Origin of the sequence: Aeromonas sp. 2HA2, assembly GCF_029237345.1 — a bacterium.
GTDB classification, from domain to species: Bacteria; Pseudomonadota; Gammaproteobacteria; order Enterobacterales; family Aeromonadaceae; genus Aeromonas; species Aeromonas salmonicida.
In genome coordinates this window covers 1-23,320 of the sequence record NZ_JAACGB010000002.1, presented here as the reverse complement: position 1 = coordinate 23,320, position 23,320 = coordinate 1, and the positions used below count along the sequence as shown (strand labels likewise).

General features: G+C 58.4%; 25 protein-coding genes, 2 rRNA genes and 1 pseudogene. 13 read left to right on the top strand and 15 right to left on the bottom strand.

Going from position 1 to position 23,320, the window contains the following annotated elements:
- The first annotated feature begins 94 nt into the window (after positions 1 to 94).
- The 5 genes and pseudogenes from GWQ29_RS03435 (at position 95) to GWQ29_RS03415 (ending at position 5,190) form a co-directional block, all read left to right on the top strand.
- Entirely contained in the window at positions 95 to 1,234 is a 1,140-nt protein-coding gene (locus tag GWQ29_RS03435) for an amidohydrolase/deacetylase family metallohydrolase (RefSeq protein WP_275918762.1), read from the top strand.
- Positions 1,218 to 2,333 (top strand): DgaE family pyridoxal phosphate-dependent ammonia lyase, encoded by a 1,116-nt coding sequence (locus GWQ29_RS03430; RefSeq protein WP_275918761.1) that lies wholly within the window; start codon positions 1,218 to 1,220, stop codon positions 2,331 to 2,333. The genes GWQ29_RS03435 and GWQ29_RS03430 overlap by 17 nt, the downstream gene beginning before the upstream one ends.
- Positions 2,333 to 2,407 (top strand): annotated as a pseudogene (locus tag GWQ29_RS03425) (2-dehydro-3-deoxyphosphooctonate aldolase); the annotation flags it as partial. The gene GWQ29_RS03430 and the pseudogene GWQ29_RS03425, both read left to right, overlap by 1 nt.
- 34 nt (positions 2,408 to 2,441) lie before the next feature.
- Positions 2,442 to 3,182, top strand: a complete 741-nt coding sequence (locus tag GWQ29_RS03420; protein ID WP_270690995.1) for a KDGP aldolase family protein — start codon at positions 2,442 to 2,444, stop codon at positions 3,180 to 3,182.
- A 103-nt stretch (positions 3,183 to 3,285) separates the two neighbouring features.
- A complete protein-coding gene (locus tag GWQ29_RS03415) occupies positions 3,286 to 5,190 on the top strand; it encodes a PRD domain-containing protein (RefSeq protein ID WP_275918760.1) in 1,905 nt (634 codons plus the stop codon).
- An 18-nt stretch (positions 5,191 to 5,208) separates the two neighbouring features.
- On the opposite strand, the gene npr is transcribed toward GWQ29_RS03415, so the two are convergent.
- The 10 genes from npr to GWQ29_RS03365 all read right to left on the bottom strand — a co-directional run bounded on the left by npr (position 5,209) and on the right by GWQ29_RS03365 (position 12,023).
- Positions 5,209 to 5,481 carry a PTS phosphocarrier protein NPr gene (gene npr / locus GWQ29_RS03410; RefSeq protein WP_005314403.1) on the bottom strand — a complete coding sequence of 91 codons (273 nt, stop codon included), beginning with the start codon at positions 5,479 to 5,481 and terminating at the stop codon, positions 5,209 to 5,211.
- Positions 5,482 to 5,501: 20 nt separating this feature from the next.
- Entirely contained in the window at positions 5,502 to 6,368 is an 867-nt protein-coding gene (gene rapZ, locus GWQ29_RS03405; RefSeq protein ID WP_005314405.1) for an RNase adapter RapZ, read from the bottom strand.
- A 42-nt stretch (positions 6,369 to 6,410) separates the two neighbouring features.
- Positions 6,411 to 6,857, bottom strand: a complete 447-nt coding sequence (ptsN, locus tag GWQ29_RS03400) for a PTS IIA-like nitrogen regulatory protein PtsN (RefSeq protein WP_005314406.1) — start codon at positions 6,855 to 6,857, stop codon at positions 6,411 to 6,413.
- A 2-nt stretch (positions 6,858 to 6,859) separates the two neighbouring features.
- Positions 6,860 to 7,147 carry a ribosome hibernation promoting factor gene (gene hpf, locus GWQ29_RS03395; RefSeq protein ID WP_005305957.1) on the bottom strand — a complete coding sequence of 96 codons (288 nt, stop codon included), beginning with the start codon at positions 7,145 to 7,147 and terminating at the stop codon, positions 6,860 to 6,862.
- A gap of 21 nt (positions 7,148 to 7,168) precedes the next feature.
- On the bottom strand, positions 7,169 to 8,608 hold the full coding sequence (locus tag GWQ29_RS03390; protein ID WP_059112774.1) for an RNA polymerase factor sigma-54: 1,440 nt from the start codon (positions 8,606 to 8,608) through the stop codon (positions 7,169 to 7,171).
- 65 nt (positions 8,609 to 8,673) lie between these two features.
- Entirely contained in the window at positions 8,674 to 9,399 is a 726-nt protein-coding gene (gene lptB / locus GWQ29_RS03385) for an LPS export ABC transporter ATP-binding protein (RefSeq protein WP_005314412.1), read from the bottom strand.
- Positions 9,400 to 9,402: 3 nt separating this feature from the next.
- Entirely contained in the window at positions 9,403 to 9,930 is a 528-nt protein-coding gene (gene lptA, locus GWQ29_RS03380; RefSeq protein ID WP_005314414.1) for a lipopolysaccharide transport periplasmic protein LptA, read from the bottom strand.
- On the bottom strand, positions 9,917 to 10,477 hold the full coding sequence (gene lptC / locus GWQ29_RS03375) for an LPS export ABC transporter periplasmic protein LptC (protein ID WP_275918759.1): 561 nt from the start codon (positions 10,475 to 10,477) through the stop codon (positions 9,917 to 9,919). The genes lptA and lptC overlap by 14 nt, the downstream gene beginning before the upstream one ends.
- Positions 10,474 to 11,028 (bottom strand): 3-deoxy-manno-octulosonate-8-phosphatase KdsC, encoded by a 555-nt coding sequence (gene kdsC / locus GWQ29_RS03370; protein ID WP_275918758.1) that lies wholly within the window; start codon positions 11,026 to 11,028, stop codon positions 10,474 to 10,476. The genes lptC and kdsC overlap by 4 nt, the downstream gene beginning before the upstream one ends.
- Positions 11,028 to 12,023, bottom strand: coding sequence for a KpsF/GutQ family sugar-phosphate isomerase (locus tag GWQ29_RS03365; protein ID WP_034524103.1), 996 nt, complete (start codon positions 12,021 to 12,023; stop codon positions 11,028 to 11,030). Before GWQ29_RS03365 ends, kdsC begins: the two co-directional genes overlap by 1 nt.
- Before the next feature lie 207 nt (positions 12,024 to 12,230).
- Between GWQ29_RS03365 and mlaF the strand changes: the two genes are divergently transcribed.
- Genes mlaF through murA form a run of 7 tightly spaced genes read left to right on the top strand, consistent with a single transcriptional unit; the run spans position 12,231 to position 16,749 of the window.
- On the top strand, positions 12,231 to 13,031 hold the full coding sequence (gene mlaF / locus GWQ29_RS03360) for a phospholipid ABC transporter ATP-binding protein MlaF (RefSeq protein ID WP_011898278.1): 801 nt from the start codon (positions 12,231 to 12,233) through the stop codon (positions 13,029 to 13,031).
- Positions 13,031 to 13,810, top strand: coding sequence for a lipid asymmetry maintenance ABC transporter permease subunit MlaE (gene mlaE / locus GWQ29_RS03355; protein WP_005314426.1), 780 nt, complete (start codon positions 13,031 to 13,033; stop codon positions 13,808 to 13,810). Before mlaF ends, mlaE begins: the two co-directional genes overlap by 1 nt.
- 7 nt (positions 13,811 to 13,817) lie before the next feature.
- Positions 13,818 to 14,309, top strand: a complete 492-nt coding sequence (gene mlaD, locus GWQ29_RS03350) for an outer membrane lipid asymmetry maintenance protein MlaD (protein WP_125608556.1) — start codon at positions 13,818 to 13,820, stop codon at positions 14,307 to 14,309.
- Positions 14,310 to 14,318: 9 nt separating this feature from the next.
- Entirely contained in the window at positions 14,319 to 14,951 is a 633-nt protein-coding gene (gene mlaC, locus GWQ29_RS03345; RefSeq protein WP_005314430.1) for a phospholipid-binding protein MlaC, read from the top strand.
- Entirely contained in the window at positions 14,948 to 15,220 is a 273-nt protein-coding gene (locus GWQ29_RS03340) for an STAS domain-containing protein (protein WP_096119776.1), read from the top strand. The genes mlaC and GWQ29_RS03340 overlap by 4 nt, the downstream gene beginning before the upstream one ends.
- Positions 15,220 to 15,477 carry a BolA family iron metabolism protein IbaG gene (ibaG, locus tag GWQ29_RS03335; RefSeq protein ID WP_005306001.1) on the top strand — a complete coding sequence of 86 codons (258 nt, stop codon included), beginning with the start codon at positions 15,220 to 15,222 and terminating at the stop codon, positions 15,475 to 15,477. Before GWQ29_RS03340 ends, ibaG begins: the two co-directional genes overlap by 1 nt.
- Before the next feature lie 15 nt (positions 15,478 to 15,492).
- Positions 15,493 to 16,749, top strand: coding sequence for a UDP-N-acetylglucosamine 1-carboxyvinyltransferase (gene murA, locus GWQ29_RS03330; protein ID WP_275918757.1), 1,257 nt, complete (start codon positions 15,493 to 15,495; stop codon positions 16,747 to 16,749).
- A 91-nt stretch (positions 16,750 to 16,840) separates the two neighbouring features.
- Here the strand turns inward: murA and pmbA are convergent, their stop codons facing one another.
- On the bottom strand, positions 16,841 to 18,184 hold the full coding sequence (gene pmbA, locus GWQ29_RS03325; protein WP_275918756.1) for a metalloprotease PmbA: 1,344 nt from the start codon (positions 18,182 to 18,184) through the stop codon (positions 16,841 to 16,843).
- A 112-nt stretch (positions 18,185 to 18,296) separates the two neighbouring features.
- Between pmbA and yjgA the strand changes: the two genes are divergently transcribed.
- Positions 18,297 to 18,821, top strand: a complete 525-nt coding sequence (gene yjgA / locus GWQ29_RS03320; RefSeq protein ID WP_021140203.1) for a ribosome biogenesis factor YjgA — start codon at positions 18,297 to 18,299, stop codon at positions 18,819 to 18,821.
- A gap of 90 nt (positions 18,822 to 18,911) precedes the next feature.
- Here the strand turns inward: yjgA and GWQ29_RS03315 are convergent, their stop codons facing one another.
- From GWQ29_RS03315 to GWQ29_RS03300, 4 genes are all read right to left on the bottom strand, one after another.
- Positions 18,912 to 21,995, bottom strand: coding sequence for a transglycosylase domain-containing protein (locus tag GWQ29_RS03315; RefSeq protein ID WP_275918755.1), 3,084 nt, complete (start codon positions 21,993 to 21,995; stop codon positions 18,912 to 18,914).
- Positions 21,996 to 22,212: 217 nt separating this feature from the next.
- Positions 22,213 to 22,530, bottom strand: coding sequence for a PTS system regulator TmaR (gene tmaR, locus GWQ29_RS03310; RefSeq protein WP_005314445.1), 318 nt, complete (start codon positions 22,528 to 22,530; stop codon positions 22,213 to 22,215).
- Positions 22,531 to 22,890: 360 nt separating this feature from the next.
- Positions 22,891 to 23,005: ribosomal RNA gene (gene rrf / locus GWQ29_RS03305) — 5S ribosomal RNA — on the bottom strand.
- A 123-nt stretch (positions 23,006 to 23,128) separates the two neighbouring features.
- A 23S ribosomal RNA gene (locus GWQ29_RS03300) occupies positions 23,129 to 23,320 on the bottom strand; the annotation flags it as partial.

Genomic DNA, 23,320 nt, shown 5'->3' with positions numbered 1-23,320 from the left:
GCGTATAGATATACGTGAGGATTCCGAGCAGCACATGAGCCTTGATCACGGCCTCGCAGTAAGAGCGCAAGCAGGTTCCAAGAGGGATATAAGCATGTACGACATGATCATCAGAGCGGGACGCCTGGGAAATGGCGAGCTCATCGATATCGCCATCCGGGACGGCAAGATAGCGGCCCTCGGCCAGCTGCCGGCAAAGACCGAGGCGAAGCAAACCCTGGATCTGGCTGGCCGGGTGCATGTAAGTGCGGGTTGGATCGACGGCCACACCCACTGCTATCCCGCCTCCCCCATCTATCACGATGAGCCGGACAAGGTAGGGGTGGAATCCGGCGTCACCACAGTCATTGACGCGGGCAGCACAGGCGCCGACGACGTGGATGACTTCCAGCGGCTGGCCTCGGGCTGCAAGACCCGGGTGCACGCCCTGCTCAACATCTCCCGCATCGGCCTGCTGCGCCAGAACGAGCTGGCGGACAGCCGGGATCTGGATGCCGATCTCGCGTCCGCCGCCATTGCCCGCCACCCCCACTTCATCGTCGGCATCAAGGCGCGCATGAGCGGCAGCGTGGTGGGCAAAAATGGCCTGCAACCACTGCGCATGGCCAAGGCGCTGCAACAGGCCCACGGCCAGCTGCCGCTGATGGTGCATGTAGGCAACACGCCACCAGACCTGGACGAGATAGTTTCCCTGCTGGGGGATGGCGACCTGCTGACTCACTGCTTCAACGGCAAACCCAACCGCATCCTGACCCCGGCTGGCAAGCTACGGGTTGCGGTGCGCGAGGCGATGCAACGGGGCCTTTTGCTCGACATAGGCCACGGCGGCGCCAGCTTCAGCTTCGAGGTGGCGGAGCTTGCCATCCGTCAGGGGATACTGCCCCACACCATCAGCTCGGATATCTACTGCAAAAACCGCATCAAAGGGCCCGTCTACAGCCTGGCCCACGTCATGTCCAAGTTTCTCGCCATCGGCATGACGCTGGAGCAGGTGATCGCCTGCGTCACCGAACAGGCCGCCGATGCCCTGCGCCTGGCCGGAAAGGGGCGGCTCGAGGTGGGCGCCGATGCCGATCTGACCCTGTTCGAATTGGCCAGCGGCCCGACCCTGTTTATGGATACCGAGGCACAGTCGCGCAGCGGCGACCTGCAACTGCTTCCCCTCGCCGCCCTGGTGGGTGGTGACCTGGTTCTGACTCACTATGGGAAATCACACCATGCCTTCTGTTTATGAGAAATATCAGCTCAAACCCGTGATCAACGCCTCCGGGCGCATGACCATTCTCGGCGTCTCCACCCCAGAGCAGGAGGTGGTCGATGCGGTCAACTTCGGCCTGGGCCACTACTTCGAGGTGAAGGATCTGGTCAACAAGACAGGTGCCTACCTGGCAGGCTTGCTGGATGTGGAAGATGCTGTGGTGGTCTCCTGCGCCAGCGCCGGCATAGCCCAGTCGGTGGCCGCCGTGATAGTGCGTGGCGACCCCTACCGGCTGGAGCAGCTGCACGCCCATGCCCACGGGGTGCCGAGTGAAATCGTGCTGCCCAAGGGGCACAACGTCAACTTCGGCGCGCCGGTCGGCACCATGGTAAACCTGGGTGGCGGCAAGGTGGTGGAGGCCGGTTATGCCAACGAGTGCTCCCCCGTCCAGTTGGCCGCCGCCATCAATCCCAATACCGCAGCCATCCTCTACATCAAGTCCCATCACTGCGTGCAGAAGAGCATTCTGTCGGTGGCAGAGGCGGCAGAAGTGGCCAAGGCTCGCCAGCTGCCACTGATCGTCGATGCGGCAGCGGAAGAGGACCTGCGTCTCTATTACAACCAGGGGGCGGATCTGGTGATCTACAGTGGCGCCAAGGCCATCGAAGGGCCCACCAGCGGGTTGGTGCTCGGCAAACGTCAGTATGTGGAATGGGTCAAGCAGCAGGCCAACGGCATAGGCCGGGCCATGAAGGTGGGCAAGGAGGGGATCCTCGGCCTGACCCGCGCCATAGAGCGCTATCTGGAAAAAGAGAAGGAGAGCGGCGCCGCCATGGTCGCCAAGATGGCCCCCTTCATCGAGCGCCTCAACCAGCTTCCGGGCGTCAGCGCAAAAGTGGTATGGGACAATGCGGGGCGCGACATAGCCCGCACCGATATTGCTTTTGACCACCAGCAGATCGGCATAACCACAGTCCAACTGGTGGCTCGACTGCAACAGGGCAACCCCGCCATCTACTGCCGTGGCTACAAGGCCAACGAAGGCCACATCGAGATCGACGTGCGCAGCGTCACCGCCCCCCAGCTCGACCAGATCCATGCCGCCATTGCCAACCTCGTTCAGGAGAATCATTGATGTCCCTAACTCCCAATTACTACCGCAACCGTGTCTGCCTCAATGTATTAGCGGGCTCCAAACAGCATGCCGTCATCGAAGGCCATATCTAATTCCGGAGGATCTCTGATGTCCCTAACTCCCAATTACTACCGCAACCGTGTCTGCCTCAACGTACTGGCGGGGTCCAAACAGAATGCTGTCGACATTTATGAGGCGGCCGAAGGCCATGTACTGGTCGGTGTACTCTCCAAGAACTATCCGGATGTGCCCTCCGCGGTCGCCGACATGCGCGATTACGCGAAGCTCATCGACAACGCTCTCTCCATCGGGCTGGGGGCGGGCGATCCACGCCAGTCCGCCATGGTAGCCGAGCTGGCTTGCCAGCTGCAGCCCCAGCACGTCAATCAGGTCTTCACAGGGGTGGGTGCCAGCCGGGCGCTGTTGGGCCAGCCAGAGACGCTGGTCAATGGCCTCATTTCCCCCACCGGCACCCCCGGCATGGTGAAGATCTCCACCGGGCCCCTCAGTGCCCAGCAACCGGACGGGATTGTGCCCATCGACACTGCTATCGCCATGCTCAAGGACATGGGCGGCAGCTCGGTCAAGTTCTTCCCCATGGGAGGGCTGGAGTGTCGTGACGAGTATCAGGCGGTGGCCGAGGCCTGTGCCCGCCACGGCTTCTGGCTGGAGCCCACAGGTGGCATCGATCTCGACAACTTCGAAGAGATAGTGCGGATCGCACTGGACGCCGGGGTCGAAAAGGTGATCCCCCACGTCTACAGCTCCATCATCGACAGCGAGAGCGGCCAGACCCGCCCCCAGGATGTACGCACCCTGCTCGCCACGGTGAAACGACTGCTGGCGTGATGAAAGATGGCACCGGTCCGATCACTGGCCGGTGCCTGGCTTGTTAATGACCCGCTTGTTAACATCGACCCTTTATTTCGCGACAGGAGTCCCGTCCCCCCTCATGACCAAGCTGCCCCACCCCAGACTCCATCAACTGCTGACCCAGCTCCATGCCGAACCGCTGCCACAGGAGGAGCTGGCTCGCCGCCTCAATGTCTCCACCCGCACTGTGCGCACCGACGTGGCGACCCTCAACGAGCTGATTGCCACCCACGGCGCCCACCTGATCCACCAGCGTGGCAGCGGCTACCAGCTCAAGATTTACAATCAGGGGCTGTTTGATGAGTTGCTGGCGGCCCAGGAGCAGGAGAGCAGCCTGCCGCGCACCAGCCGCGAGCGAGTGCTGCACCTGCAGATCTTGCTGCTGACGGCGGAACAGGGGATCAAGCTCGACGAACTGGCGGATACCTGGTATCTGAGCCGGGCGGCGCTGCAGGGGGACATGGCGGAAGTGCGGGAGCGGCTCGCCCACTTTGGCTTGCTCATCGACAGCAAGCCACGGCTGGGCATGCGCATCCAGGGTGGGGAGACGGCGATCAGGGCCTGCCTCACCCAGTTGCTCTATCAGGAGCTGCTCCACAACAACCAGTTGCAGAGCCTGCTGCCCAACCTTTGCCCCAGCAAGACGCTGGAGGTAGTGGGCAATCACATCCATGCCCAGCTCAGCCGCCATCAGCTGCGCCTCGCCGACGAGAGCCTGCAGCAGCTCACCATCTACTGCGCCGTCGCCCTGCTGCGGCAGGCTGCGGGGCACGAGCTGCGCCAGTTTGCCAGCGAAGACATCACAGAGACGCTGGCCGCCGTAGCCAGTGACATTTATGCAGAGCTGCCGACCCTGATGCCACCGGGAGAGGAGGAGATCGCCTGCCTCGCCATCCAGATCCAGGCCCGCCTCACCGCTGACACGCCCAGGCTCAGCCCGGCCATGGCCGCCGAGAGCGAGCAGTTGGTCGAGCATCTGCTTGCCTATATCCATCAGCACTATCCCTATGATCTGCGCGGCGACCTGCAGTTGCGAGCGGATCTGCAGACCCATATCAGCGCCATGCTGCTGCGGGTCAAATACCAGATTGGCAGCCACAATCCGCTGGCGGATCACATCAAGCAGTACTATCCCCTCGCCTACGACATCACGCTGGCCGCCATTTCGGAGTGGATAAAACAGACACCTTACCGGCTGACCCACCACGAAATTGGCTACCTGGTAATCCATATCGGGGTAGGGCTGGAGCGCCACTACGACATCGGCTACACCCGCCGTCCCCAGGCACTGCTGCTGTGCGATGCCGGCAACGCCACCTTCCGGGTGCTGGAGGCGCGCATCAAGCGGGAATATCCCCAGCTGCAACTGGCCAGCCTGGAGTCGGTGCGAGATTACGAGGGATTGACGCGGATAGAGCAGGATTTTGTCATCAGCACTGTCAAGGTGAGCGAGAAGAACGTGCCCGTGGTGCAGGTGGCACCTTTCCCGACCCAGTATCAGCTGGAGCAGCTCGGCAAACTGGTGCTGATCGACCGCACCCGCCCCTACCTGCTCGACAAATACTTCGATGCCGACCACTTCATGGTGGTCAATGAGCCACTCAACCAGAGTCAGCTGTTCGCCCGCATCTGCGATCAGCTGGAACAGGAAGACCTGGTGGAAGCGGGGTTCAGAAGTTCACTCCACGAACGGGAGCGCATCGTCTCCACCCTGCTGGGAGAAGGCATAGCCCTGCCCCACTCACTCGGCCTGCTGGCCCGCCGCACCCTGGTCTATACAGTGCTGGCACCACAGGGGATCGACTGGGGCAATGGCGAGACAGCCACTCTGATATTCATGCTGGCCATCAGCAAGGCGGACTACGAAGAGGCGATGGGGCTCTACGATCTGTTTCTGGCGCTGATGAACGAAAAAGCCAGCAAGAGTCTGCTGGCTTGTCGGGATTTTGCCAGCTTCAAGGGGCTGGCGCGCACCGGTTCCTGAACCAGGGCGGGGAGTGAGTCACTCCTCGTTGAAGCCGGAGGTGAACAGCGCCACCACGGCGGCCAGCGCCTCCACTTCTTCGGGGCCCTCCACCTGTACTTCCACCTGCTTGCCCTGGGCTGAATCCAGCATCAGCAGGCCGATCACGCTGTCTGCATCGGCCTCGATGCCGTCCTCATTGCGCAGCAGCACGTGGGCATCGAAGCCCTGTACCAGCTCGAACAGCATCATGGCCGGTCTGGCATGCATACCCAGTTTGTTCTTCACTTCCACCGAGGCTGAGACGGTCATCTGATCTTCCTATTGGTCCATCAATGTTGCGGCGTACTTTTGTCGAGGGTGCGGTGGCGGATCTGGACGTTCTTGCCGAGCAAGCGGAACGCGCCAGCCAGCTGCTCTGCGATGAACACGGACCTGTGCTGACCACCGGTGCAACCAATTCCCACAGTGACATAGCTACGATTGTTGCGCTCCAGATGTGGCAACCAGGTCGCCAGCATGTTTTCAATCTGCAGGATGAACTGCATCACGTCTGGCTGGCTGGAAAGGTAGCGGGCCACAGGCTCATCCTTGCCGGTAAAGGGTTTGAGCTCGGGGATCCAGTGTGGATTTGGCAGGAAGCGAGCATCGAACACGAAGTCGGCGTCCTTGGGGATGCCGTACTTGAAGCCGAATGACTCGAACACCAGCACCAACTCGTTCTCTTTCTTGCCAAGCACCCGGGTCTTGATGAGCTCACTCAGGTCATGAATGCTGAGGCTGGTGGTGTCGATACGCAAATCGGCAGTCGAGGAGAGCGGCGCCAGCAGATTGGTCTCTTCACGGATCGCCTCATCCAGTGAGAGCTGCTTGCGGGACAAGGGGTGCAGCCGGCGGCTCTCGCCGTAGCGCTTGAGCAGGGTGGAGTTCTCCGCATCGAAGAAGAAACTGGAAAATTCCACCCTGCCCTCATTGCGAACCTGAGCCAGCAGGGTCTCCAGCTTGTCTGCGCTCACCGGCAGGTTGCGCACGTCGATACTGACCGCCAGCTTGTCATACTGGCTCTCGACCGACACGATCAACTGGGGCAGCAGGTTGACCGGCAGGTTATCCACACAGTAATAACCCAGATCCTCCAGCACGCGCAGGGCAACTGTCTTGCCCGAGCCGGAGCGCCCACTTACCACTATTAATTGCATCTTGCTGCCTCACCGCTTGGGGTCATCACGAGGGCCCGAATATCAGGCCGACGTCATGATCTGATAGAGATCTTCATCGCTGGTTGCCTGGCGCAACTGGCGGCAAACCGCCTTGTCGCCCAGTTTGGATGCCATCAGGGAAAGGGTCTTGAGGTGCTGTTTGCACTCACTTTCCGGCACCAGCAGGGCAAAGAGCAGGTCAACCGGTTGATTGTCGATGGAGTCGAAGGGGATAGGCTCTGCGAAGGTCATCAGGATGGCGGTCGGTGGAAACTCGTCACCGATCCGGCCGTGGGGAATGGCGATACCGGCACCGATCCCGGTACTGCCCATTTTTTCTCGTGCCAGCAAACACTCGAACAGTGTCTGGCGAGAGGTCCCCAAGCGCTCAGCGGCTAATTCACTGATGATCTCGAGGGCGCGTTTCTTGCTGGTACAAGGGACCGCACTTTTGGTGCAGTCCCGACTCAGTATGTGTTCAAGTTGCATAGTTATTTTTGATTTAACTTATCTTTGTGCTTGATGATCTGCCGATCCAGCTTGTCCAGCAGGGTATCAATCGCAGCATACATATCAGCATGCTGTGAATTGGCGAACACCTCACCACCGCTGACATGCAGCTTGGCTTCGGCGATCTGGTTCAGTTTTTCTACGCTCAACACCACATGAACATTGTTGATGTGGTCAAAGTGACGCTCGAGTTTGGCAAATTTGTTATTCACATAATCACGCAGAGCTTCGGTGATCTCGACATGGTGTCCGGTCAGGTTAATTTGCATAACGTCTTCCTTTTGTTTTGCCTAAACCAGGCGTTTGCGCTGATTGGATGGCGGGATCAACAAGGATTCACGGTACTTTGCGATCGTGCGTCTCGCCACCATAATACCCTGTTCGGCCAGCAAATCCGCGATCTTGCTATCACTTAGCGGCTTGGCGGGATTCTCCGCCGTCACCAGCTTCTTGATCAGCGCGCGAATTGCGGTCGATGAGCACTCTCCTCCTCCTTCTGTGTTCACATGACTGGAGAAAAAAAACTTCAGTTCGAAGATGCCGCGGGGGGTATGCATGTATTTCTGGGTCGTTACCCTGGAAATGGTCGACTCATGCATCTCCACCGCCTCGGCGATATCGTTGAGCACCATGGGCTTCATGGCTTCTTCACCATACTCGAAAAAGCCCTGTTGTTGCTCGACAATACAGGTCGCCACCTTGAGCAGGGTGTCGTTGCGACTCTCCAGACTCTTGATGAACCACTTGGCTTCTTGCAAGTGGGAGCGAATGAACTGGGTATCCTGGCTGGTACGCGCCTGACGGGCCATGGCGGCATAGGTCTCGTTGACCCGGATGCGCGGTGCAGAATCAGGGTTGAGCTCGACGACCCATTTGTTGCCCTTCTTGACGACGGTGACATCCGGGATCACGTACTGGGAGTCACTCTGTATGATGCCGTTACCCGGCCTGGGCTCCAGCTGCTGGATAAGGTCCAGCACCTCCTTGAGGTCACTCTCCTTGAGCTTGGTCTTGCGGGCCAGGGTGCGGTAATCACGGTTGCCGAGCAAGTCCATGTGCTCCTTGATCACCTCCCTGGCCTCATTGAGCCAGGGCAGTTCAGGAGCGTACTGGCCAAGCTGGATCAGCAGACACTCCTGCACCGAGCGCGCTGCGATGCCGACCGGATCGAAATGCTGCACCCGCTTGAGCACGGCCTCGACCTCGTCGAGTTCCACCTCGACATCCTCGCTGCTCACCGCCGCCTGTATATCTTCGAGAGAGACGGTCAGATAACCGGAGTCATCAATGGCATCTATGATGGCCAGCGCAATGGCAGCATCCAGATCGCTGAACGGGGTGAGGCGCATCTGCCACAGCAGATAGTCCTGCAGGTTCTCGGTGGTTTCCCCCTGATAGACGCTGTCCTCCCCATCGTGGATGGGGCCTGCGCTCTGGGCTGTGCCAGCTGAATAGACATCTTCCCAAGTGGTATCTACCGGCAGTTCGTCCGGCATCTGATCCTGGGCCATGGCATCGCTGGAATCGAGCTGACTATCGTCGACGGGCTCTTCCGGGCTGGTCTCCTGAACGTCATTCTCCTCTTGCTCAAGCAAAGGATTGTTATCGAGCGCTTGCTGAATTTCCTGCTGGAGTTCCAGGGTGGAGAGCTGGAGCAGACGAATCGCTTGTTGTAATTGCGGCGTCATGGTCAGGGACTGACCGAGACGCAACTGTAATGTCGGCTTCATCTACGTCGGGATATCCTTATGTTCAGCGAGGCAGTCGTCAAAGGAAATGAAGAGATGCCCCCTTACTATAGACTGAATTGATCGCCCAAATAGACGCGCTTGACCTGTTCATCGGCAAGGATCTCGGCCGGTGCACCTTCGGCGATCATCTTGCCGTGGCTGACGATATAAGCCTTCTCACATACGTCCAGAGTCTCCCTGACGTTGTGGTCAGTGATCAAGACACCAAGGCCTCTATCTTTCAGATGCTGGATGATCTTCTTGATGTCTATTACAGAAATGGGGTCGACCCCGGCAAACGGCTCATCCAGCAGAATAAAGCGCGGCTCGGCCGCCAGCGCGCGGGCGATCTCGACCCTGCGTCGCTCCCCCCCTGACAGACTCTGACCCAGGTTGTCACGGATATGGGTGATGTTGAACTCTTCCAGCAGTTGTTCGACCTTGTCTTCACGCTCTTCGCGGCTCAGCCCCTTGCGGGTCTGCATGACCCCCATCAGGTTGTCGAACACGGACAGACGACGGAAGATGGAGGCCTCCTGCGGCAGATAGCCGATGCCGTTACGGGCACGGATATGCATGGGCTGCTGGCTGATGTCCTGATCGTCGATGGTGATGAGGCCGGCATCGCTCTGCACCAGCCCCACTATCATGTAGAAGGAAGTGGTCTTGCCGGCACCGTTCGGGCCGAGCAGGCCGACGATCTGGCCGGTACCCACCTCCAGACTCACGTCACTGACCACCATGCGACGCTTGTAACTTTTTTGCAGGCCGGCTGCTTTCAACACTGCCATGGTTTATTTTCCCTGCTTCTTCTGGTCGGCGGGCTTGTCGAAGTTCTCTACCTGATCAGGCAGGAACACCGTCTTGACCCGCTGGGTCGGCCCCTTGCTCTCGGCGATCATCTTCTGTTTGACGATGTCGTAGCGGATCAGGTCACCGTTAACCTGGCTGTCTTCCTGTTTGAGCTGACCGTTACCGGTAATGGTCACCAGGCGATTCTTCAGCTCGTAGCGAATGCTGTTGCCGTGGGCGTTGACCGGTTTGCCGTTGTCCAAGATCTGGAAGAAGGTGGCAGGCTTGCCATAGGCCGTCATGACCTCGGCCCCTTTGTCGCCGGAACGGATCACCACCACCTTGTCAGCCTTAATCTTGATGGTGCCCTGAGTGATGATGACATCGTCACTGAAGGTGATGCGGTTGTCCTGCATCTCGGCCACCTGTCTGACCGCATCCACATAGACCTTTTCGGCAAAGTCGGACTCTTTGGCACTCACGGTACCGCACAGCAGCAAAGCCGCGAGGGCCAGATTAGCGTTTTTCATTGAAATAGATGGCATGGCCCTGATCCAGTAATTCAAAATATTTGCGTTCCAGATGACCCTTCAGGCCAACGCCTTCGGTCTGGAATTCCTTACCCACTATGCTGACATGCTGATTGCTTCTCACATTCTGAGTCACCAGATCCAGCTCCAGATAGGGGGTATCCAGTGTGGAGATGAAGGAGGTGGGCAGCAGGCCATCCAGATGTACCTTGTCGCGCAGGATCACGTTGTCGTCTGTATTGAGGACACCTGTGTCGGCCGTGACTTTCCACTCGGCCTCACCCTGCTTGTCGAACATGTAGACCACCGGCTTGTTGAAGGTAGCCTGCTCGATGACTTGGTAATACTCCGCATACTCGGACTCCAACCGTTCTGTGCGTCGACCGTTGACATCAAAACGGGTGGTCACCAGGTTCCTTGCGGTGAAGTCCGGCTGGTAGTTTTCTGCCTTGGTAGTCGGCTCCGGCGTCAGGTCGACATCACCAATCTGCCAGGCGGCCAGCGCCACCAGAAACAGCAGGACGAACAACAGTGTCTGTCTGCTCATACCGAGGCCTCTGGCTGATAATCGCCATGCCCTTGCGCCTGCAGTAGGAGGTCACATACCTCACGCACAGCGCCGACGCCGCCAGCCAGTCGAGTCACCATGTCGGCCCGGGCCAGTACCAGCGGATGAGCATCGGCCACGGCAATGCCGAGCCCGCAGGCCTGCATCACCGGCAGATCTATGGTGTCATCCCCCATATAGGCGGCTTGTGACGCTTCCAGACCCAGCCTGGTCAGCAGCGCCTCGAAGTGGGGCAGCTTCTGATCCGCCCCCTGTACCAGATGCTGCACCCCTAGGCTCTTCATCCGATCGCTGACGATGCGGGAGTTGCGCCCGGTGATGATGGCTATTTCGATCCCGGCGTTGAGCAGGGCCCGCATACCGGCGCCATCGCGGGTACAGAAGGTTTTCAGCTCTTCGCCGTCATTGCCCATATAGATGAGGCCGTTGGAGAGCACCCCATCCACATCGCACACCAGCAGGCGGATTTGCGCCGCCCTGTCGTATTGGCTGCGCGTCACCGGACCATAAAGGGTCGGTACGTTTTGCATCAAATTACTCCGGCTTTCAGCAGGTCATGCATGTTGAAGGCCCCCAGCGGGCGCTTGTCACCATCCACCACCAGTAATCCGTTGATCTTTCTGGTTTCCATCAGTTTGACCGCTTCTGCCGCCATCATCTCGGGGCCAACGGTAACACAGTTGGTCGTCATCACCTTGGCGATCGAGGTGTGATGGATATCCACCTGCAGATCCAGGATCCGGCGCAAGTCACCATCGGTGAACAGTCCGGCCAGCAGACCCTCTTCGTTGACGACCGCCGTCATGCCCAGACCTTTGCGACTCACTTCCAGCAGCGCCTGGCTGATGGTGGCATCTATCCCCACCTGGGGCAACAGATCGCCACTATGCATCAGGTCACCGACCCGCAGCAGCAACCGCTTACCAAGGGAGCCACCAGGGTGGGAGAGCGCGAAGTCATCGGCGGTGAAGCCGCGGGCTTCCAGCAGGGCAACCGCCAGTGCATCGCCCATCACCAGGGTAGCCGTGGTGCTGGAGGTAGGCGCCAGGCCCAGCGGGCAGGCCTCTTTATCCACCTTGATGCACAGATGCACGTTGGCCTCTTTGGCCATGGTGGAGGCCGGATTGCCGGTCATGCAGATCAACTGGATGCCGCGACGTTTGAGTACCGGCAGCAGGGCCAGGATCTCGTCGCTCTCACCGGAATTGGAGATGGCGATGATGAGGTCACCGCTGGAGATCATCCCCAGATCCCCGTGGCTGGCTTCACCCGGGTGGAGGAAGAAGGCAGGGGTGCCAGTGCTGGCCAAGGTGGCAGCAATCTTGCTCCCGATGTGACCTGACTTACCCATGCCGGTGACCACTATCTTGCCACTGCAGCGCAGCACCAGCTCGCATGCCTTGTCAAAGGCATCGTTCAGGTACTGGTAGAGTCCATCAATCGCTTGTTTTTCAATGTCCAGCACAGTACGGGCGCTGCGACGAAAATCGAACAGTTCAGACACTTTCTCAGGCTTTACAGACATAAGGGCACAGCTCCGGGCGGAAATTTGCTGCGGGATTATAAAAAAGTCTGTCGAGATAAGCGAATCGGATACTTCTCGGTCCCAAAAGAGAGACAATCTGTGACGCAAAACTGTCGCGCTTTTGAGGAGGCAGGCTGTTCAATAGTTGTTCCTTGCTGTTGCTTAGACCTAGACTAGCCCATAAAATTCGCTCTTCATTTACACCGGATGGACAATTGTTTGAACAATGACCTTATCACCATCTCCGATCTGACCTTCAGTCACGGAGATCGGCTGTTATACGACGGGATCAACCTGACCATTCCCCGTGGCAAGGTCACTGCGGTCATGGGCCCGAGCGGCATCGGCAAGACCACATTGCTGCGGCTGATCGGTGGCCAGATCAAGCCGGAGTCCGGTCATATCCTGTTTGACGGGGAAGATATCCCCACCCTCTCCCGCTCTCGCCTGTACGAAGTGCGCAAGCGGATGAGCATGCTGTTCCAGAGCGGCGCCCTGTTTACCGGCATGACGGTCTACGACAACGTGGCCTTCCCGCTGCGGGAGCACTCCGGTCTGCCGGAGGAGCTGATCCACACCATTGTCATGATGAAGCTGCAGGCCGTGGGTCTGCGCGGGGCGGCTCAGCTGATGCCGTCCGAACTCTCCGGTGGCATGGCACGCCGTGCGGCGCTGGCCAGATCCATAGCGCTGGATCCGGACCTCATCATGTATGACGAACCGTTTGTCGGCCAGGACCCCATCACGATGGCGGTGCTGGTCAAGCTGATCAAGGAGCTGAACAGCGCCCTCGGCATCACCTCCGTCATCGTGACCCACGACGTGAACGAAGTGCTGACCATCGCCGATTACGCCTATATCATCGCCAACCGCAAGGTGGTGGCGCACGGCACGCCGGCGCAGCTGCGCGAAGAGCATAATCCCGAAGTCGAGCAATTCCTGCTTGGATTGCCCGACGGTCCTGTCCCGTTTCATTTTCCGGCAGGCGACCTGCTACAGGATCTGTGATGTTGATAAGCCAAGTAAGCAAGCTGGGCCGGGTTGGCGTGCGCGTCATCAGCTCCATCGGCCGTGCCACCATAATGCTGTTTCATGCGCTGGCAGGCAAACCCGAGCCACGCAAGCACTTCCCCCTGCTGCTTCAGCAGTTGTATGTCGTGGGTGTGCAGTCCGTTGCCATCATACTGGTCTCCGGCCTCTTCATCGGCATGGTGCTCTCGTTGCAGGGTTACAACGTATTGAAAGACTTCGGCGCCGAGCAGAGCCTGGGCCCGCTGGTTTCCCTCTCCCTGTTGCGGGAGCTGGGTCCCGTTGTGACCGGCCTGCTGTTTGCCGGCCGCGCCGGCTCTGCACTGACTGCCGAGATCGGCCTGATGAAGGCCACAGAACAGCTCTCCAGTCTGGAGATGATGGCGGTCGACCCGCTGCGCCGGGTAGTGGCCCCTCGCTTCTGGGCCGGCGTCATCAGCATGCCGCTGCTGGCCTTCATGTTCAGCCTGATCGGCATCTTCGGTGGCAAGCTGGTCGGTGTGGATCTGCTGGGGGTGGACGAAGGCAGCTTCTGGTCCGCCATGCAAGCATCCGTCGACTGGCAGGATGACATCATGCAAGGTGCCATCAAGAGCCTGATCTTCGCTCTGGTAGTCACCTGGATTGCGCTCTTTAACGGTTATGATGCCAAGCCGACCTCGGCCGGGATCAGTCAGGCCACAACCCGTACCGTGGTCCACTCCTCCCTGGCCGTGCTCGGCCTGGATTTTATACTCACCGCAGTCATGTTTGGATAAGGTAAAGATGAAGTTCAGCAAAGTAGAATTCCTGGTTGGCGCCTTCATGCTGGCCGGCATCGGTGCCATTCTGGCGTTGGCACTGCAAGTAGCAGGGTTGAGTTTCAAACCGGAAGGAGAAACCTATACCCTGCGCGCCCATTTCGATAATATCGGCGGCCTGAAAGTGCGCTCACCGGTCAAGGTTGGTGGCGTCGTCGTCGGTCGGGTCAGCGACATCACCCTGGATGCCAAGAGCCAGGTGCCGGTCGTCTCCCTGCTGATGCAAAAGAGTGCCGGCGAGTTTTCCGAAACCAGCACCCTCTCCATCCTGACTTCGGGCCTGCTCGGCGAGCAGTACATAGGCCTGATGCCGGGTTTCACCGACGAGGAGATGGGTACCAGCATGCTCAAGGATGGCGACATGATTGAAGACACCAAATCAGCCATTGTGCTGGAAGACCTGATTGGCAAGTTCCTCTATAGCCAGTCTTCCGACACCAAATCCGACAGCAAGTAAGGAGTAACCATGTTCAAGAAGATCGCCCTGTTGCTGGGTCTGATGACCAGCATGCTGTTTTCCCTGGTGGCTCACGCCACCAATGCCGCCGACCCCTATGCCCTGGTGGACGAAGCGGCCAAGCAGACCTTTGCCCGCCTGAAGGCGGACAAGTCCCAGGTCAAGAGCAATCCGGATCACCTGCGGGTCATCATCCGTGAAGAGTTGCTGCCCTACGTGGACAACCGCTTCGCTGCCTACAAGGTGCTCGGCAACCAGATCAAGCAGACCACCCCGGCCCAGCGTGACGCCTTCGTCGAGGTGTTCACCGAGTACATGGTGAGTTCCTATGCCGATGCGCTGGCCCATTTCGACAAGCAAACCGTCAAAGTCGAGCCGGGCAAGGCGCCGGGTGACAGCAATATCACAGCCGTCAACGTCAGCGTGAAAGAGGCCGGCAAGCCGGATATTTTCCTCGAATTCAAGCTGCGCAAGAACAACAAGACCGGTGAATGGAAGGCCTTCGACATGGTCGCCGAAGGGATCAGCCTGCTCTCCGCCAAGCAGAACGAGCTGGGCGGCCTCATTCGCCAGAATGGCATAGATGCAGTGATCGCCCAGCTGCGTGCTCACAATGCCAAGCCGTTGGTCATCAAGTCATGAAATTTAGCGGCGATCTGCAGGCACCACAGGTCAATGCCCTGTGGCAACGCCGCGCCGAGTGGTGGCAGGAAGATCAGCTCGAACTGAGTGGCGTCACCACCCTGGACTCCGCCGGGCTGGCACTGCTGGTCAAATGGGCCAAAGCCGTATTGGTACGAGGCGCCACACCGCAACTGGTGGGCGCCTCCACTGATTTTTATACCCTGGCCAACCTGTATGGAGTGGCCAGTCTGTTTCAGTCAACTCCGCTCACAACTGAGGACGCATAATGCAAGTCTCTGAAATTGAAGCGATACTCCTTGAGGCTCTGCCATTGTCCGAAGTCCATGTCAAAGGAGACGGCAGTCACTATCAAGTGATCGCCGTCGGTGACATGTTTGACGGCATGAGCCGGGTCAAGAAGCAGCAGGCCATCTATGCCCCGCTGATGGACAAGATCGCCAGCAACGCCATCCACGCACTCTCCATCAAGGCCTTTACCGATGCCGAGTGGAAACGCGAACGTAAATTCCTACTGCCCTCCTGATTGGTATCTAAGTAAATGGACAAATTCAAGATCGATGGTCGTTGTACTCTCAACGGCGAAGTGACCATCTCTGGCGCCAAAAATGCCGCCCTGCCGATCCTGTTCGCCACCCTGCTGTGTGATGAGGAGATCCACCTCTCCAACGTACCGCGCCTGAAAGACGTGGGTACCACCCTCAAGCTGCTGGAGATGCTGGGCGCCACCACCAAGGTCAACGGCAACGTGACAGTGCTGACCGGTGCGGTGAACAACCACGTCGCCCCCTACGAGCTGGTGAAGACCATGCGCGCATCCATACTGGCGCTCGGCCCGCTTGCTGCCCGTTTCGGGGCTGCCGACGTCTCCTTGCCCGGTGGCTGCGCCATCGGTGCCCGTCCGGTGAACCTGCACGTCCACGGCCTGGAGCTGATGGGCGCCAAGATTGCCATCGAGGATGGTTACATCAAGGCCCGTGTCGATGGCCGCCTCAAGGGCGCTCATATCCTGATGGACATGGTTTCCGTCACAGGTACCGAGAACCTGATGATGGCCGCTACCCTGGCCGACGGTCGCACCGTGATCGAGAACGCCGCCCGTGAACCGGAGGTAGTCGATCTGGCCAACTTCCTCAACGCCCTTGGCGCCAAAGTTCAGGGCGCGGGCACCGACACTCTGACCATCGACGGTGTCGAGCGTCTGCACGGTGGCAGCTACAGCGTGCAGCCTGACCGTATCGAAACCGGTACCTTCCTGGTTGGCGCAGCGATTACCGGTGGCAAGGTCACCTGTCGCAAGACAGATCCTTCCCTGCTGGAGGCGGTATTGGTCAAGCTGGAAGAGGCAGGCGCCTTGATCGAGAAAGGGGCTGACTGGATCACCCTCGACATGACAGGCCGCACTCTCAAGCCCGTCACCATCAAGACAGCTCCCTACCCGGCCTTCCCGACCGACATGCAGGCACAGTTCACCGTGCTGAACACCGTCGCCAAGGGCACCGGCATGGTCACAGAGACCATCTTCGAGAACCGCTTCATGCACGTACCGGAACTGGTGCGAATGGGTGCGGACATAGAGCTGCAGGGCAATGTCGCCATCTGCCGTGACACCGAACAACTCAAGGGTGCCCAGGTGATGGCCACAGACCTGCGCGCCTCCGCCAGTCTGGTGCTGGCAGGCTTCGTCGCCGAAGGCTCCACCATAGTCGACCGTATCTATCACATCGACCGTGGCTACGAAGATATCGAGCACAAGCTGCAAGGTCTGGGCGGGCGCATCGAGCGTATCAAGGGCTGATTGCCAACCCTTGAACATGTCTGTTAAAAAGGCCCCCTCGCGTTGGCGAGGGGGCCTTTTTCATATCATGGATTCAACGTGAGGACGGGTATTAATGTCCCGCCAGCTTCATGTTCTCCACCAGTACGGAACCTGTCTTGAGGCTGGAACGCTCATCCTCGTCACGCCCCACCGCCACTATATGGCTAAACATCTCGGTCAGGTTGCCTGCTATGGTGATCTCTTCCACCGGGTAGGCAATCTCGCCATTCTCGACCCAGAAACCGGCTGCGCCACGGGAGTAGTCGCCATTGACGATGTTGACCCCCTGCCCCATCAGCTCGGTCACCAGCAGGCCTGTCCCCATCTCCTTGAGCATCCCCTGGAAATCCTGGCCCGTGTTGGAAACTTGCCAGTTATGGATGCCACCGGCATGACCCGTGGTGGTCAGTCCCAGCTTGCGGGCGGAGTAGGAGGTAAGCAGCCAGCTCATCAGCTCGCCGTTGCGCACTATGTCCATATTCCGGGTAAGTACCCCTTCCCCGTCAAACGGCGTACTGGCCAGTCCACCCAGCAGGTGGGGAAACTCTTGGATAGTGAGCCACTGGGGCAGGATCTGCTTGCCCAATTTGTCGAGCAAGAAGCTCGACTTGCGATAGAGGCTGCCACCGCTGATGGCCATCACCAGATGGCCCCATAAACCGGCGGCTGTGTCCGGGTGAAACAGCACGGGCGCATGGCGAGTGGAGATCTTGCGGGCACCCAGGCGGGAGACGGTGCGTTCCACCGCCTCATCGGCGATGCGTTGCGGACTCCAGAGCCCACCCAGGTCACGACTCGAGGAGTAGCCGTAGTCCCGTTGCATGTCGCCATCCAGCTCGCCAATCAGAACGCAGCTCAGGGAGTTGCGTGACGCCGCATAGCCTTTGACGAAGCCGTGGCTGTTGCCATAGACCTTGATGCCGAGGTGGCTGGAGAAACCGGCCCCATCGGAGTGTTTGATCCGGGCATCGCGACCCAGCGCCAGCCGCTCACACTCGATGGCCAGCTCGATCCCGCGCTGGGGATCCAGTTCGATTTGGTGGCACAGTTGCAGATCGGGGGCATCCCAGGCCAGCAGCTCGGCATTTGCCAGACCGGCACAATCATCGGCAGAGGTATGGCGGGCGATTTCCATGGCCGCCTCGACAGCGGCGCGGATGGCTGGCTTGCCCAGATCCGTGGTGGAAGATGAACCCTTGCAACCATCGCGATAAACCGCAATGCCCAGAGCACCATCCTTGTTGAATTCGATACTTTCCAGTTCACAACCCCGAGTGTTCACCGACAACCCGGTCTGTTTGCTGATGGAGACTTCGGCCAGCGAGGCGCCCAGTCCTTTGGCTATCTCCAGTGCCTCGGCAACGACGGCCTCGAGATGGGCTTGATCCTGGCGAATTTGGTCTTGCTGATCCATAACTCACATCTATATGAAGGAAGGAAAGGGGCTAAGCATATCAGACCCCTGCGCCCAGCGGGAGAAGCTGGTAACATATCCACCAACGTGAATGACAGGAATCAAGAGACCGATGAGTCAATATCAAGACGACAACGAGTTGGAAGACTGGGGCCCCAGCAAGACTCAGCTCAAGCGTGATGCAGAGGTGCTACAAAAGCTGGGCGCAGAGATAGTCTCTCTAAGCCACAGTGAGCTGGAAAAAATCCCGTTGGATGAAGAGCTTGCCGATGCTGTCGAGCTGGGCCGCAAACTCAAACCCAAGAAAGATGAGTCCTTCCGTCGCCATTTGCAGTTCATCGGCCGCTTGATGCGCAGCCGTGATATCGAGCCGATCGAAGAAGCGCTCTCCATCATCAAGAACCGCCACTCCACCGTGAATGCCCGCTTGCATCGCCTGGAACAGTGGCGTGAGCGCCTGATCAACGAAGGCGACAGCGCACTCAACGAGTTGATGTCCCAGTTCCACGAGCTGGATCGCCAGAAGCTGCGCCAGCTGATCCGCTCCGCCAACAAGGAACGGGAACTGAACAAGCCGCCGGTCGCCTATCGCGAAATGTACCAATACCTGCGTGGCGAAATCGAAGACCTGCTGTAAGTGATGGCTTACGCCTCATGGCGAGCAGCAAGCAACACAGCGTAAAACGGGGCCAACATATGGCCCCGTTTTTTTATCCTGGTTTGCGAGCTAATTGCCCGCCATACACTGTGTATGAGTACCGGGTTGCAGATAAGGCATCAGCAGTGGAGCCATCCCCTTGAGCACCTGCACTGGCAGGGCAGAGGTGAAGCGGAACTTGTCAGACTGGCTGCCCGGCACATAGGCGGTCAGGGTACCGAAGTGATCCTCTCCCAGAAAGAAGACAAAGGTCGCGGTCCGGTTGCGCGCCAGCGAACTGGTGACATTGCCATAACGACCCACTGTCTCGATCCGGTTGTCGCCAGTCCCCGTCTTGCCCCCCATCGGCAGCACAGTGCCATCCGGCAGAGCAAAGGCACCGGCGATACGCCTTGCAGTTCCCCCTTCCACCACCTTGGAGAGTGCATTGCGCAAAGCAGTCGCTACTTCTGCGGGCAGCACCCGGGTGCCCTCGGAGTGAACGGGCTCAAAGTTGGTCTCAAACGGTGTGCCCTTGGCAAACGAGAGATGTTCGATACGCAGGGTGGGAGCCCGAATGCCACCGTTCTGAATGATCCCCATCAACTCGGCCAGCGCGGCGGGTCTATCCCCTGAGCTGCCCAGAGCCGTCGCCAACGATGGCACCAAATGGTCGAATGGATAGCCCAGCTTGGCCCAACGCTGATGGATATCGAGGAAGGCCTCGACCTCCAGCATGGTACGGATACGGCTGTCACGGGCACTGCGGTGACGAGTTTTGAACAACCAGCTGTATACCTCTTGTCGTTCATCCCGGCTGGCTTCAACCGCATCGGCAAAGGTCGCCTTGTCGAACTCCTTGAGATAGGCAAGCAACCACAGCTCCAGCGGATGCACCCGCGCGATGTAACCCTGATCCGGCAAGGAATACTTGCCTGGGCCATAGCTGGTATAAAGCTGCTCAATGCGTCTGTCGCTGAGCTTGTCACGCGGCAACCGTTTGGCCAGGAAGGCGGCAAAGGTCTCCTGCGAGGCATCCGGCATCAGATAGCGATGCACGGCGGCAAGTCGTACGGCGCTGGGCTTGAGGCCATCCAGGAAGGTGTCGAGCTGCTCATCTGCCGTCTTGCCGCGATACTTGCGCCAGAAGCGCAGCAGATAGGTTTGCCCCTCCTTATCGGCAAACTTGGCCAGATACTCGGTACGACGGGGATCCTTGTCATCCTTGAGCAGCTGGGCGCGGTTGCCCTCCCGATAGAGGCTGTAGCGCACTATGTCCCGCATCAGACGCACGAAGGGCAAGTTGATTGACTCGCGCAGCGCATCTCGTATTGCAGGAATGCGTCCGTTATCCTCACGGCGGAAGTTGTTGAAGGTGTGCATACCGCCCCCGGTGAAGAAGCCTTCGTTCGGACTGGCGGAGTATGGGCGATCCAGTGCGGCCTCCAGCATCAGCGGCAGGCTCTTGTCCTTGGCCGTCATCAGATAGGAGACGGCCCAGCGACTGAGGTTGTCCTGACCCGAGACCTCAATCTTGCGCAGGCTCTCTGCTGGCATATCGGAATAGTTGTCGTGCAGCTCTGCAATGATTTCCAGATAGGTGGTCAATACCCGCAACTTGGCAGTGGAACCCAGCTCCAGCTTGCTGCCTTCGTTGATGTCGAATGGCTGATCCGTGTTGTCCGTCTGCACTCGTACCTTGAAACCTTCCGGTGATTTCTCGAACAGAGTGAAACTGTAACGCACATCCCCTGTCTTCTCCGGCGAGAGCAGGCGCTCACCAAACAGGCCGACCTGAGCAGCAAACGCGGGATCGGCAAGCTGTTGCAGATAACGGGAGATCTCGTTTTGCAGCGGCATATTGAGGCTGGTATCCGCGCTCATATCCATCCGGTCCAGATCATACAGCTGCACCCCGAGCTGGCGGCTCAGGCGAGTGCGCGCGACCTGCAAACCCTTGTTGTTGTTGACTCGGGTCATAGCGGGGGACTGGAGGAAGTCGCGGAAACCAAGTTTGGCCTTGAGCGCAGCCTCCATCAGTGGCGGCGTGATCATGCCCTCCTGCACGAACAGTCGCAGATAACTGTCCGTCAGGGTCGCCAGTGCATCCCGTCCCTGCGCCAGATAATAGGAAGGGCGACGGTGTGCGATCATCAGCGAAACAACCTGCCGCAAGGCAAGTCCTTGATCTTCAAGTGCCGCATCCTGGTTACGAGCCGGATCCAGCAGCCGATTGACCTCGTTCACATTGGCGCCAAACCAGACCCACAAGCCATCACCCAGCCCATGTACCTCGCCATAACCAGGGGCAGCCGAGAGTGGCACAGAGTTGAGATAAGCCCAGGCAACCAGCTTGCGCGCCTCCAGGGTTTCCGGCCCCAATCGATACGCCCGCACACTGGCTGACGCCATCTGGCGGATCTTCTCGGTCGGTGACAGCGTCAGACCATCGGGAGAGTGGCGGTACTTCTCGACCTGAGTCGCCAGTGTACTGCCCCCTGCGGACTGATCCTGCATGTCCAGTGCCTTGCCCACCTGTGACATGGCCGCCTTGGCAAAGCGGGGCCAATCTACCGCCGGGTTTGCCAACGGCTGCTCGTTGCTCAGCAGATCGCGGTTCTCGATAAACAACAACGACTGGATGACCAGGGGAGGAATGGAAGCAAAATCCGGGTAATGGTGAGTCGGATACTTGAATTGATAGAAGGGCTCGGCGCGGCAGTCATGCAGGGTCAGACCGGCCTGTACTTTCTCGGTATAGGGAACAAAGAAACCACGGCTGGCATAGTCATAGAGCGCATCGGAAAAGTGTGTCTGCTCGCTGACCTGATAACCCCGTTGCAGCAAACGCTCCTGCATCATGGGCAACAGCACATAGCCGAGCCGCTTGTCGAAGGGGCCATCCTCAGGGAAGATTATTTGCTTGCTGGGGCCAGCTTCGACCTGATAGGTCAGCTTGGCCGCATAGCGGGAGATCTCCTGCGACTGCAGTCGGGAGGTCTGCATCTCATAGCCAACCAGGGCAATCGCAGCCGCCAGGCACAGCAAAAAGAGAAAGCAGAACAACCAACGCCACCAGGGACGACGCTTGCGCTTGTACTTGCCGTCCGCGCTTGGGACAGATGAATCTTGAGATGCCACTTTGTTCAAATCCGTCTGTTCTGATGCGCCCATATCAGCCCCGCCATGGTTGCGCAATTTATTGTGTTTCACTCAAGCTTAGTCTTTTCAAGTCAATGGCTTGAAAACTGTTGACCGCTTTGTAGCGATGGTAACAGGGCGATCAAAAAAAGGGGAGCCGATTGTTGCAGCTTGATGAGAGATCCGAGCTGATGGCAGAAAACAAAACACCGGCCTAAAGCCGGTGTTTTCAGGTAGCAAAGAGGCTTGCTTACTTGCTGGAGCTCATGGCTTTGAGCTTGGCACTCAGGTCTTTACGCTCTTTGGACAGCTCGGCATTCTTGATGATGTGATCATCAACGCGCTCTTCATAGTCGGTACGCATGTTGGCGATGATGGCCTGAACCTCATCGATACTCATGCCGGGCTTGATGTAGTCACTCAGGTTGTCGAGCAGCAATACACGCTTCTGGTTGTCACGGATCTTCTTCTCGTTGTCCGCGATTTCACGCTTGAGTTTGTTCTGGCGACGGGACATACGCACATATTCCAGTACATCGCTGAAGGTGGACTTGTTTACTTGTTCCATATCGATACCACTGACTTAAGGTTGATAAAAGCAGGCCAAGCATTACCGGTACAAGAGAGAAAAAAAGAGAGTGTACAGGTAAACCCGAGATGCCCTTACTCTACCGAGTTATGAGGCATATACAACCCTAATTGCAGGCTTGGCAGCGGGTTTTGGCAGGAGAACATCAATAGGAACACTAAAACTCAAGAGCCATGATAGCGCACAAAACGGTCACGTCAGGAGGCAAGACGCCAGTAGTGCTTTGGTGTCTGAGCTAAGGCCATATAGAATGTGCCGTCATAAGGTGATAGCCGACCAAAACTTGAATTTCAGGCAATAAAAAACCCCGCTCGATGAGCGGGGTTTTTCGTGTTGGGTGCCTGGCAGTGTCCTACTCTCGCATGGCGAATGCCACACTACCATCGGCGCTACCGCGTTTCACTTCTGAGTTCGGCATGGGATCAGGTGGTTCCACGGCGCTATGGCCGCCAGGCAAATTACTTCAATCTGAGAAAGCTGACGTAAATAACGATGTTGCTCGTGGCTTGTCGTTATCACTGAATTAGTTAGTAGTTCTTCATTCGCTACAAGGCCAGAAACACTTCTTGGGTGTTGTATGGTTAAGCCTCACGGGTAATTAGTATGGGTTAGCTCAACACATCACTGCGCTTACACACCCCACCTATCAACGTTGTGGTCTCCAACGGCCCTTTAGGACCCTCAAGGGGTCAGGGATGACTCATCTCAGGGCTCGCTTCCCGCTTAGATGCTTTCAGCGGTTATCGATTCCGAACTTAGCTACCGGGCA